Below are 12,511 nucleotides of genomic sequence, written 5' to 3' on the forward strand. Positions count from 1 at the left end.
ATTTAATTGTTTAGTTCGTTATTGAAAAATTGATCAAGAGAACTCATATCTTGTATATTAACGCTACGGGCTTTGCTTCCTTCAAACGCGCCTACAATTCCAGCAGCTTCTAATTGATCGATTAGTCGTCCGGCTCTATTGTATCCGAGTTTGAGTTTGCGTTGTAGTAAAGAAGCGGAACCTTGTTGTGCATTCACAATAATTTCGGCGGCTTCTCTAAATAAGGGGTCTCTTTCGGAAACATCTATATCAAGATTAATGCCACTTTCTTCCCCAATGAACTCTGGAAGTAAATAAGCAGTGGCATAGGCTTTTTGAGCACCTATAAATTCGGTTATTTTTTCTACTTCTGGAGTGTCGATAAAGGCGCATTGTACACGAACCACATCGTTACCATTGGTGTATAATAAATCCCCTCTACCAATCAATTGGTCAGCGCCTTGTGTATCTAAAATGGTTCTAGAGTCAATTTTTGAAGTTACTCTAAAAGCGATACGAGCTGGGAAGTTGGCTTTGATCAAACCCGTAATTACATTCACCGAAGGTCTTTGCGTAGCGATAATCAAATGGATTCCGATAGCACGAGCCAATTGAGCCAAACGCGCAATAGGAACTTCTACTTCTTTACCAGCCGTCATAATTAAGTCGGCAAACTCGTCGACTACCAATACGATGTAAGGTAAAAAACGGTGTCCCAATTCTGGATTTAACTTTCTAGACTTGAACTTTTCGTTGTATTCTTTGATGTTGCGCACCATAGCGTCTTTTAACAACGAATAACGATTGTCCATTTCAACGCAAAGTGAGTTTAAGGTAGCAACAACTTTCGCATTATCAGTAATAATGGCGTCTTCGGTATCGGGTAATTTGGCTAAATAATGTCTTTCTATTTTATTAAAAAGGGTAAGCTCTACTTTTTTAGGGTCTACCAAAACGAATTTCACTTCGGCTGGATGTTTTTTGTACAAAAGAGAGGTCAATACAGCATTTAATCCTACCGATTTTCCTTGTCCAGTAGCACCCGCCATCAATAAGTGAGGCATTTTTGCCAAATCGACTACAAAAGTTTCATTAGAAATGGTTTTTCCTAAAGCAATTGGTAATTCCATTTCGGCTTCTTGAAATTTAGCCGACCCAATAACACTTTTCATAGAAACCATAGTTGGATTCTTGTTCGGAACCTCGATACCAATAGTTCCTTTTCCAGGAATTGGCGCAATGATACGAATTCCAAGTGCGGATAAAGACAAGGCAATATCGTCCTCTAAACTTTTGATTTTTGAAATTCTGATCCCTGCTTCTGGAACAATCTCATATAAGGTAACCGATGGTCCAACCGTTGCTTTAATTTGAGCAATTTCAATTTTGTAATTGCGTAAAGTATCAACAATTCTATTTTTGTTTTCTTCTAATTCTTCCTGATTGATAGTGATTCCTCCAGTAGAATATTCTTTTAACAAATCAATCGTTGGGTATTTATAATGTGATAAATCCAACGTTGGGTCGAATAAACCAAAATCAGAAACCAAGCGTGAGGCAAGATTTTCTTCGATAATGTCTTCTTCGGCTGCTTTTTCAATTACAAAAGCGTCGTCGTTCGTCGTAATTACTTCATTTGGAATTGGACTAACTACGGGTTGCGGTTTCAATTGAGGTTCCAAATTAATCTCCGAAGCACTACTAATAGTAGGTTTTAAAGCTTCTTTGTTAATTTCGAATTGTGAACCTGATGTTTTAAGATGAATGGTGTCTTCTAAATCTTCTTCCTCTTCAATGGCAAATTCTTCTAAATTGTAAGCATTCGAAGTTTCTTTCGGAAAAGGATTATTGGCTATTTCATCTTTAATTTCTTCTTTGGTGGAATGAAATATGTTTTGAATTTTTTCTGGCGATATTTTTATTTTGAAAATTAAGTAAATCAAAATACCGAAAATCAACACCAATAAGGTACCTGTTTTTCCGATATAATCTTGAAAAAATAAATTAAGTTCATAGCCTACTGTTCCTGCTAATTCTGGTACAGAAGTCGCAAAGAAGCCAAATAAAACGGATAGAATTACAATCAAAAACAAGTCCCAAAACCAAATGTTTTTGAGTTTTTTTAATTTTAAATCTAAAAATAAAAATAGACCTGTCAAGAAAAACAAGCGAACCAATAAAAAGGAAGCGATTCCAAATCCTTTATAGATTAGGGCATCAGCAAGAAAAGCTCCAATTTTTCCTAACCAATTTTGCACCACTTCGTTCCTGTCGGCTATACTATTGATAGCACTTTGATCCTCTTGTCCATACAGGAAAAAGGAAACAAATGCAATTAGTAATCCAACAGAAAATAGCACTAGCAAACTACCTATGATGAGTTTGTTTTGCTTGGATAGCTCCCAAAATTTTACCTTGGGAGTTGCCGAATTAGAAGGGGTTTCTGGAGTATTTTTTTTACTTGTTTTTGCCATTCTTTTTTTGAAGTAAGCCTATGTAAATTTTGGAACGTAAATGATTAAACCTATAATTATAGCTGTAATTGCTGCAAAGAAAACAGACCCTGCAGCAATATCTTTGATAAATCCTATTCTTTGACTGTAATTTGGATGAATGAAGTCGGCTATTTTTTCTACAGCGGTGTTCAGTCCTTCTACGCTCATAACTAAGCCAATCGCAAAGGTTTGAAACAACCATTCTGTAGCAGAAATATTCATTATAAATCCTAAAATGCTAATGAGTATTCCGATAGAAAACTGAACCATTATGCTGTGTTCAGTACTGATTAATTTTATTGCTCCTTTAAGAGCATAGGTAACACTTTTTAATCTTCCGGTTACAAAAGAATTGTCTTTTTGAAATTCCATAAATGTATTATAGCGCTGCTAAAGCTGCTTCATAATTAGGTTCGTTAGCGATTTCAGCTACTTGTTCAGTATGCGTAATCACACCGTTTTCGTCTAAAACAATAATTACTCTAGAGTGCAATCCAGCTAAAGGACCGTCAGTGATTTCTAAACCATTGGTTTTACCAAAACTACCTTCTTGAAAATCGGATAAATTCACTACGTTTTCTAAACCTTCGGCACCACAAAAACGTTTTTGAGCAAATGGCAAATCTCTAGAGATACATAAAACTATTGTATTTTCTAATGTGCTAGCACTTTCGTTGAATTTTCTAACAGATGTAGCACAAGTTCCAGTATCGATACTTGGAAAAATATTTAAAACCAATTTTTTACCAGCAAAATCAGCCAATGTAGCTACTGATAAATCATTTTTGATTAGTTTGAAATCTACTAATTTGCTTCCTACTTGAGGAAGTTCGCCTGAAGTGTGAATTGGGTTTCCACCTAATGTTACTGTCGCCATATCGTTGTTTTTTTTGAGCTTCAAAAGTATGAATTTTTTTTAAGATTTGGTTTCCGTATTCAAGATTTTCCCCAAGATGAAATACCTTGTAGGTTCTTTTGTTTGCTAGCAAAATGAATTAGTAGGCTTTTTTTAGCACTAAAGTCACTCGTTTTGAAGCTGTTTTTAGATCCTTTTTTTAAAATAAAAATTAAAGAGTCTCGCCTTTCATTTTTTGGAGATATATGCTATATTGCATGAAAATCCAAAATTGGTTTATGGTTGAGCAAAATATTTATAATGAAGACAATATACGTTCTCTCGATTGGAAAGAACACATCCGGATGCGTCCCGGAATGTATATCGGAAAGCTTGGTGACGGTTCTTCGCCGGATGACGGTATTTATATTCTTTTAAAAGAAGTATTAGACAACTGTATTGATGAGTTCGTAATGGGCGCTGGAAAATCTATCGAAGTGACCATTAAAGACAAAACGGTTGCGGTTCGCGATTATGGTCGAGGGATTCCTTTAGGGAAGGTAATCGACGTAGTTTCCAAAATGAATACTGGTGGAAAGTACGATTCTTTGGCGTTTAAGAAATCTGTTGGATTGAATGGAGTAGGAACCAAGGCGGTGAATGCTTTATCGACTTATTTTAGAGTTGAATCGGTTCGTGATGAGAAGCAAAAAGCAGCTGAGTTTTCGGGAGGGAATTTGGTTTTAGAAGAAGATATCATCGAAACCACCAAGCGTAAAGGAACCAAGGTTACTTTTATTCCTGATGAAGCCATCTTCAAAAACTATAAATTCAGAAATGAGTATATAGTAAAAATGCTTAAAAACTATTGTTACCTAAATACGGGGTTAACAATTATCTATAACGGTGAAAAATATTTTTCTGAAAATGGATTGAAAGATTTATTAGATGAAAATATTGCAGAGGAAGATATGGTGTATCCAATTATTCATCTTAAAGGGGATGATATTGAGATTGCAATGACCCATAGTAAATCGCAATACAGCGAGGAATACCATTCTTTTGTAAACGGTCAAAATACGACGCAAGGTGGAACGCATCTTGTAGCTTTTAGAGAAGCCGTAGTCAAAACCATACGTGAATTTTACAATAAAACCTTCGACCCTTCGGATATTCGTAAATCCATTGTGAGTGCGGTTAGTATCAAGGTAATGGAACCTGTTTTTGAATCCCAAACCAAAACGAAATTAGGTTCTACGGATATGGGTTCTGAACCAGGAATGGCATCGGTGAGAACGTTTGTGAATGACTTTGTGAAAAATAAATTAGACAATTTTTTACACAAAAATCCAGAAACAGCCGATTTGTTGCTTCGAAAAATTCTACAAGCCGAGCGCGAGCGTAAAGAATTATCAGGCATTCGAAAATTAGCGAAAGACCGAGCTAAAAAAGCCAGTTTGCACAATAAGAAGTTGAGAGACTGTCGTGTGCATTTACCAGACATCAAAAATCCAAGATATTTAGAAAGTACGTTGTTTATCACCGAGGGAGATTCGGCTTCGGGGTCGATTACCAAATCGCGTGATGTGAATACACAAGCGGTTTTTAGTTTGCGAGGAAAGCCTTTGAATTCTTACGGAATGAGTAAGAAGATTGTGTATGAAAATGAAGAATTCAATTTGTTGCAAGCGGCTTTGAATATCGAAGAAGATATGGGTGACTTGCGCTACAACAATATTGTAATTGCAACCGATGCCGATGTCGATGGAATGCACATTCGCTTGTTGTTGATTACCTTTTTCTTGCAATTTTTCCCTGAATTAATTAAAGAAGGGCATTTGTATATTTTGCAAACGCCACTTTTTAGAGTTCGAAATAAAAAAGAAACGATTTATTGCTACTCTGATGAAGAGCGCAGGGATGCCATTGAAAAATTAAAACCCAAACCAGAAATTACGCGATTTAAAGGACTCGGGGAAATTTCGCCAGATGAGTTCAAAAATTTCATTGGAGAAACCATCCGATTGGATCCTATTATGATGGATAAAAACACATCAATTGAGCAATTATTGTCTTTTTATATGGGTAAAAATACCCCAGACCGTCAAGAGTTTATCATCAAAAACTTGAAGGTAGATTTGGATGTAATTGAGAAAGAGTAATATTTTAGAAATGAATAAAAAAACGTTAATACTCATTATTTTAGCTTTTGCCATAGGTTTTGGTGGGACATTTTTTGTTATCAAAAGCAATGATCACGTAGAGTGTGAGACTACTACCAAAAGAGTCAAAGATAAAAACGGAATTTGGGTAACCATAGAAGAACATATTTGCAAAGAAAAGTATTCTATTTAGTGAACTTCAATTTAACTTTTTTAGTTGTGACAAATGACTCCAACTAGATAAAGTTCCAATAGTAAAATTTTGTTTCTGTTTAATGGAAGACATTGAAAATATATCAATTCAAATAGAGAATATTCATTCTTATTTCAGCGATTACGCAAATCGTCAGGTCAATTATGCGTATACATTGCGTAATTGGTTGATTGGTATGTATTTGTTTCAAATTGAACAAAAGGGAAAAGAAAGGGCTGAATATGGTGAAAAAATATATAAGAATTTAGCAAAAAAATTAAAAGAGAAAAACATAAAGGGTATGTCCTTTATGATGTTGCATAGTTTTAAAAACTTCTTTTTGACCTATCCCTCAATTATTCAATTAGTCACCGAGCAGTTTCAAAATTTTGAAAATGAAAAGCTTGTAATTATCCAATCAATGATTGGAGAATTCAATTTAGAAAAAAAAGCCATTCGACATTCAGTAATTGAACAAACTAGAAGTAAAGAAGAGGTAAAATCTATTGCAGTCGAAAATCCGGGTCTATTCATTAGTAAAATAAGTTTTACACATATATTAGAGTTTATTAAAATAGAAAATGCTTTACAAAGAAGTTTTTATGAAATTCAGACTGTAAAAAACAATTGGACGGTTAGACAACTTCAACGAGAAGTAAATTCACTGCTCTACGAGCGAATTGGATTGAGTACCAATAAAGGAGTACTTTTAGATAAACTTAAAAATGATCATTTTAGTACTTTTTCTGACATAGTAAAAAATCCTTATATTCTAGAATTCTTGAATATTCCTGAGATATCCTCTTATTCAGAAAATGATTTAGAACAAAGTATTATCAATCATTTGCAACAATTTTTGATAGAATTGGGACGCGGATTTTGTTTTGAAGCGAGGCAAAAAAGAATTTCATTAATAACAAGCATTACAGAATAGATTTGGTTTTCTATCATCGAATTCTAAAATGCCATATATTAATTGATTTGAAAATCGGAGAGTTTGACCATTCAGATGCTGGACAAATGAATCTTTATTTGAATTATTTCAAAGAAAATGAAAGGACAGAAAACGATAATCCTCCTATAGGTATTATTTTATGCAGTCAAAGAGATGCTGCTTTGGTACATTATGCTACGGGTGGATTATCACAAGAAGTTTTTGTAAGCAAATATAAATTACAACTTCCAACAGAGGAAGAACTTAAAGAATTAATTAAGAGCGATGTGGAATCTTTTCAAAATAGCGATTAAATATACCATAAATGAAAGACGAAGAAGAAGATAACATCCTTTCCAACGAAGACGAAAACAACGACGCCAGTTTTGATGCCAATGATCAAGAAGGGTTCGATGACATTTCGACTTCAAGTGGGATGCACCATTTTTACGAAAATAATGCAGACGAGCACGATACCATTACCAAAGTTACAGGAATGTACAAAGATTGGTTTTTGGATTATGCTTCGTATGTAATCTTAGAACGTGCCGTACCCGCTATCGAAGACGGATTCAAGCCGGTACAACGCCGTATTATGCATTCGTTAAAAGAATTAGACGACGGTCGTTATAACAAAGTAGCGAATGTGGTGGGACACACTATGCAATACCATCCTCACGGGGATCAGAGTATTGCTGATGCTATGGTGCAAATTGGTCAAAAAGATTTATTGATTGACTGCCAAGGAAACTGGGGTAATATTTTAACAGGCGATGGCGCAGCTGCTTCTCGTTATATTGAGGCGCGTTTGTCCAAATTTGCGTTAGAGGTATTGTATTCGCCTAAAATTACAGATTGGGGTGTATCGTATGACGGTCGTCGTGCAGAACCGAATAATCTTCCCGTGAAGTTTCCGTTGCTTTTGGCACAAGGAGCAGAGGGAATCGCGGTGGGTCTTTCTACCAAAGTGTTGCCTCATAACTTCAATGAGTTAATTGATGCTTCTATAAAAATTCTGAAAGGAAAACCTTTTACTTTATATCCAGATTTTCAAACCGCTGGGATTGCGGATGTATCGAATTACAACGATGGTATGCGTGGCGGACGTGTGCGTGTGCGTGCCAAGATTAGTCAGTTGGACAAAAACACCTTGGTGATTACCCAAATTCCGTTTTCGACCAATACGTCTAGTTTGATTGATAGTATTTTGAAAGCTAACGAAAAAGGGAAAATCAAGATCAAAAAAATCGAAGATAACACTGCTGCCGAGGTTGAGATTTTAATCCATCTTTTCCCGGGTGTTTCTCCTGATAAAACCATCGATGCCTTGTTCGCTTTTACTGCTTGCGAAACGTCTGTGGCGCCATTAGGTTGTGTGATTGAAGACAACAAACCGCTTTTTATCGGGGTTTCGGATATGTTGAAAATTTCGACAGAGCGCACGGTAGATTTATTGCGTCAAGAACTCGAAATTCAATTAGAAGAATTAAAAAACAAATGGCATTTTGCTACACTTGAAAAGATTTTCATTCGTGAAGAAATGTACATTGATTTCAAATTGTATTCGGACAGAGAAGCGTTGTACAAATACATGTACGATCGTTTTGATCCTTTCAAAGCGTCCTTTGTGAGAGAAATTAACGATGATGATTTGCAAAAACTAACGCAAATCCCAATGATTCGAATCACGCGTTTTGACTCTGATAAAGCCGATGATTTCATTGCGAAATTAGAGGACGAAATGAAGGAAGTACAACATCATTTGGATCATATCATCGATTTTGCGATAGCTTATTTTGCCAAGCTTAAAGAAAAATACGGTAAAGGAAGAGAACGCCAAACCGAACTCCGCATTTTTGATGACATCGAAGCTACCAAAGTGGTTTTGCGTAATACCAAATTATACGTCAATCGCGAAGAAGGATTTGTGGGAACTAGCTTGAAAAAAGATGAATATGTGGTGGATTGTTCTGATATCGATGATGTAATTGTTTTTCTACGTAATGGAACGATGATGATTACCAAAGTCGATGCTAAGACATTTGTGGGTAAAGACATTATTCACGTTGCTATTTTTGATAAAGGCGATAAACGCACGATTTATAATTTGATTTATCGTGATGGAAAATCGGGTCCGTCTTACATTAAACGATTCAATGTTTCAGGCGTTACTAGAGATAAAGCCTACGATTTAACCAATGGAGCTGCAGGTTCTCAAATTCTTTATTTTTCTTGCAATCCAAATGGTGAAGCGGAGGTAATTAATATCATCCTACGTCAAGTTGGTAGTATCAAAAAACTCAAATTTGATATTGATTTCGCCAAATTAGCTATCAAAGGAAGAGCTTCCAAAGGAAATTTGGTCACCAAATATCCAATCAAGAAAATTGAATTAAAAGAGAAAGGGATATCTACTTTATTACCAAGAAAAGTTTGGTTTGACGATACGGTACAGCGCTTAAATGTGGATGGAAGAGGCGAGTTGTTGGGCGAATTTAGACCAAGCGACAAATTATTAGTCATTTCTCAAGCTGGAAAACTCAAGGTTATTATACCTGAATTGTCTACTCATTTTGATGAAGATATGATTGTTTTAGAGAAATGGAATCCTAAAAAACCGATTTCTGCGATTTATTTTGATGGCGAAAAAGAACGATATTTTATCAAGCGTTTCTTAGTGGAGGTTGAGCATAAAGAAGAATCGTTTATTACCGATCATCCGAATTCAAAATTAGAAATTGTTGCCACCGATTATCGCCCAGTAGCCGAATTGATTTTTGCTAAAGTGAAAGGTGTTCAAAAAGAAAATCAAGTGGTAGACATCGAAAGTTTTATTGCGGTAAAAGGCTTTAAGGCTTTAGGAAACCAATTGACAACCGATAAGTTAAAACAAGTGAATTTGCTCGATCCTTTGCCTTATGAAGAGCCAGAAGAAGAACAACCCGAACCGAATGAAAGTATAGAAGATACTATTGATGATTCTTCTATTCAGTTAGAAGATGATGGACAAGTCACCTTATCTTTAGAATAATTTAAAACCGTTTCCAACTTCAAAAGGAAACGGTTTTTTTATTATTTTATCCAAGGTATCGCACAATTTTAAGTGAGTCAAAAATACGTTTTTTGAATTCTGAAGGAGTCTTTGAAAAATGAAGTTTTTATTCCTCATCTTCCAATTTAAAAGGATAATCTCCGAATAGCTTAGCCAGTTTTCTAACGGCATAGGTGTTTTTTGTCATTTTATTTGATAAAGCGATAATCACCACTTTTTCCTTAGGTAAGGTAATATAAGATGAGGTATTCCCGTGCCACCAACCATTATGAAAATAAAAGTTTTGACCGGTTTCCCAATTGATCATTCTTATTCCAAGACCGTAGTTTTTAGTTCCTTTTCGTTCATTGCTATACGGTTTAAAAACTTGTTCCCATAATCCTGGTTCCAAGAAGTTTTTAGCATTTCTGGCCAAATCAAATTTTAACAAATCTCTAGGTGTGGAATAAATATTCTTATCGCCGTACACGCCATCCAAAAAATCGACACCAATTTCTACCTTATTTGCTTTATAGGAAGGAACGATTCTTTTTTTGTCTTTTTTAATGTCACAAACAAAGGAATGCGTCATGCCTAAAGGTTGAAACAACATTTTGTCCATGGCTTCTATATACGAAAGCTTGGTTACTTTCTCAATGATTAGTGCAAGCATGGCATAATTAGTATTGCAATAAGCAAAACGACTATCGGTTTTGAATTCCAGACCAATGTTTTTTGTCGCCATCAAATCCAAAAGGTCTTGATTGGTTAATGTTTTGTGACGGTCCCAAATATTGCTTTTTCTGTCTGTAAAATAAGAATAGTTACGCATTCCACTTCGGTGATTTAACAACGTTCTAACAGTAACTTCTGGATAAGGGAAACGATCCAAAATTGTAGTAACTTTTTGATCTAAATCGATGCGTTTGGCGTTGACTAATTTTAAAATGACCGTTGCAGTTAAGACCTTACTTACTGAAGCTATGTGCAATGGGGTTTCGCTTGTAATGGTGTCTTTATCTCTAAAATTGGCTAAGCCATGGTATTTTTCATAAATAATTTGACCATTTTGAGCCACCAAAAAACTTCCATTCATTGAATTGTTAGGCCAGTTTTTTTGATAAAAAGCATCAATTTTTACTTTTTTTGCGGCTATATAATCAGCAGTTAATTGAGTACTATCTTTGCTAGCAGGTTTTACGATTGGAAGTACATTTTTAGGTAATTGAGCGTCTGTTAATTCTACCTTTTTAATTTCTTTTGCACAAGAACTAATTGCCAAAGAAAGGACAAGTAATTGTGCTATATTTGCTTTTTTTATAAGAGTCATGGGGTGTAAATTGTGACAACAAATATATAGAATCAAATACTTTTTGTATCTAGTTTTTTTCAAAATATTGCTTCTTTTGAGTTATTGAAGACACGTGCTAAGTATAGTGTATTGGAGTTCAATAATTAATGTTTTTATGTTTTGATAATACTGTACAAAAATCAGGTGTTTTTGATTTAAATTGTTATATTTGTAACAATTTAATTGAATAAAGTTAAATAATAATGTAATTTAAATACTGTAAAAATGAAGTTTGGAATTATCAAAGAAAGGAAAAACCCACCAGACAGAAGAGTTGTTTTTTCTCCCAATGAAATCAAAACCATTCAAGAACAATTTCCAGCAGTCACGTTTAAGGTGGAGCCATCTGATATTCGAGTTTTCACTGATGAACAATATCGAGAACTCGGTATTGAAGTTACGGAAGATTTATCCGATTGTGAAGTTTTGTTTGGGGTTAAAGAGGTTCCTGTTGAAGCTTTGATTCCAAATAAAAAATACTTCTTTTTTTCGCATACTATCAAAAAACAGTCGTACAATAGAAAATTGTTGCAAGCCGTTTTAGAAAAGCATATCGATTTATATGATCACGAAACTATTGTTGACGCTGCAAATAAGCGATTAATTGGTTTTGGACGTTATGCAGGAATAGTGGGGGCCTACAACGCAATAAGAGCTTTTGGAATTAAGTTTGAATTATTCAAAATGCCCAAAGCAGAGGCTTTAAACGGTAAAGATGCTTTGGTACAACAACTAAAAAGACAAATTATTCCACCTATAAAAATTGTGGTTACAGGAACAGGAAAAGTGGGTAGCGGGGTGAAAGAAATTTTGATCGCTATGAAAATTAAAGAAGTTCCGATAGATCATTTTTTAACCAAAACATTTACGCAGCCAGTTTTTACTCAAATTGATGTTTTAGATTATAACAAAAGAATCGATGGTAAAAAGTTGGATACACTAGATTTTTATAAAAATCCTCAAGACTACGAATCGGATTTTGAACGTTTCAGCAAAGTAGCTGATATTTATATTTCAGGGCATTTTCATGCGAATGCAGCTCCCGAAATTTTATCACAAAAGATGCTTCAAGCAAGTGATTGTAAAATAAAAATTGTGGCTGATGTTTCTTGTGATGTCAATGGCCCCATAGCTTGTACTTTGAGAGCATCGACTATTGCAGAGCCGTTATATGGCTATTTACCTATCGAAAACAAGGAGGTTGATGTTTTTCATCCAGCGGCCATTGTAGTTATGGCTGTTGATAATTTGCCTTGCGAATTGCCTAAAGATGCGAGCGAAGGTTTTGGAGAAATGTTTACTAAACATGTAATTCCAGCTTTTTTTAATAATGATGCTGACGGTATTTTAGCTCGTGCCCAAATGACTCAAAAGGGCAAATTAACCGAAAGATTCCAGTATTTGCAAGAGTACATTGATGGAAAATAGAAAGAGGGTAACTGTAGTTGTTTTGAGAGTAAAAATATAAGAGACTTTTTATGGATTTAATTGGTTTAAAAAAATATTCCCACTATATTTGTCGCAACATTCA

At 34.9% G+C, this 12,511-nt stretch carries 8 protein-coding genes and 1 pseudogene; 5 read left to right on the forward strand and 4 right to left on the reverse strand.

From position 1 onward, the window contains the following. Nucleotides 1-2 precede the first annotated feature (2 nt). From O9307_RS05390 to tpx, 3 genes are read right to left on the reverse strand one after another with little or no spacing between them, the layout of a single operon-like run. On the reverse strand, nucleotides 3-2,453 hold the full coding sequence (locus O9307_RS05390) for a DNA translocase FtsK (RefSeq protein WP_298296091.1): 2,451 nt from the start codon (nucleotides 2,451-2,453) through the stop codon (nucleotides 3-5). A gap of 18 nt (nucleotides 2,454-2,471) precedes the next feature. Then, a complete protein-coding gene (locus O9307_RS05395) occupies nucleotides 2,472-2,846 on the reverse strand; it encodes a diacylglycerol kinase family protein (protein ID WP_298296093.1) in 375 nt (124 codons plus the stop codon). A 7-nt stretch (nucleotides 2,847-2,853) separates the two neighbouring features. After that, nucleotides 2,854-3,351 carry a thiol peroxidase gene (gene tpx / locus O9307_RS05400; RefSeq protein WP_298296095.1) on the reverse strand — a complete coding sequence of 166 codons (498 nt, stop codon included), beginning with the start codon at nucleotides 3,349-3,351 and terminating at the stop codon, nucleotides 2,854-2,856. A gap of 257 nt (nucleotides 3,352-3,608) precedes the next feature. Between tpx and O9307_RS05405 the strand changes: the two genes are divergently transcribed. The 4 genes and pseudogenes from O9307_RS05405 (at nucleotide 3,609) to O9307_RS05420 (ending at nucleotide 9,629) form a co-directional block, all read left to right on the forward strand. Continuing rightward, nucleotides 3,609-5,471 carry a DNA topoisomerase IV subunit B gene (locus O9307_RS05405; protein WP_298296185.1) on the forward strand — a complete coding sequence of 621 codons (1,863 nt, stop codon included), beginning with the start codon at nucleotides 3,609-3,611 and terminating at the stop codon, nucleotides 5,469-5,471. 10 nt (nucleotides 5,472-5,481) lie between these two features. After that, nucleotides 5,482-5,664, forward strand: a complete 183-nt coding sequence (locus tag O9307_RS05410; RefSeq protein ID WP_298296097.1) for a hypothetical protein — start codon at nucleotides 5,482-5,484, stop codon at nucleotides 5,662-5,664. 82 nt (nucleotides 5,665-5,746) lie between these two features. Further along, nucleotides 5,747-6,912, forward strand: a pseudogene (locus O9307_RS05415) (PDDEXK nuclease domain-containing protein). A gap of 11 nt (nucleotides 6,913-6,923) precedes the next feature. Continuing rightward, on the forward strand, nucleotides 6,924-9,629 hold the full coding sequence (locus O9307_RS05420; RefSeq protein ID WP_298296099.1) for a DNA gyrase/topoisomerase IV subunit A: 2,706 nt from the start codon (nucleotides 6,924-6,926) through the stop codon (nucleotides 9,627-9,629). A gap of 127 nt (nucleotides 9,630-9,756) precedes the next feature. Here O9307_RS05420 and O9307_RS05425 read toward each other — a convergent pair whose 3' ends face one another. Further along, nucleotides 9,757-10,959: a serine hydrolase domain-containing protein gene (locus tag O9307_RS05425; protein WP_298296101.1), complete on the reverse strand. Its 1,203-nt coding sequence runs from the start codon at nucleotides 10,957-10,959 to the stop codon at nucleotides 9,757-9,759. A 246-nt stretch (nucleotides 10,960-11,205) separates the two neighbouring features. Here O9307_RS05425 and O9307_RS05430 point away from each other — a divergent pair, with 246 nt between their 5' ends. Continuing rightward, nucleotides 11,206-12,408, forward strand: coding sequence for an NAD(P)-dependent oxidoreductase (locus tag O9307_RS05430; RefSeq protein ID WP_298296103.1), 1,203 nt, complete (start codon nucleotides 11,206-11,208; stop codon nucleotides 12,406-12,408). The last annotated feature ends 103 nt before the right edge of the window (nucleotides 12,409-12,511 follow it).

The organism is Flavobacterium sp., assembly GCF_027531905.1.
Classification (GTDB): domain Bacteria; phylum Bacteroidota; class Bacteroidia; order Flavobacteriales; family Flavobacteriaceae; genus Flavobacterium.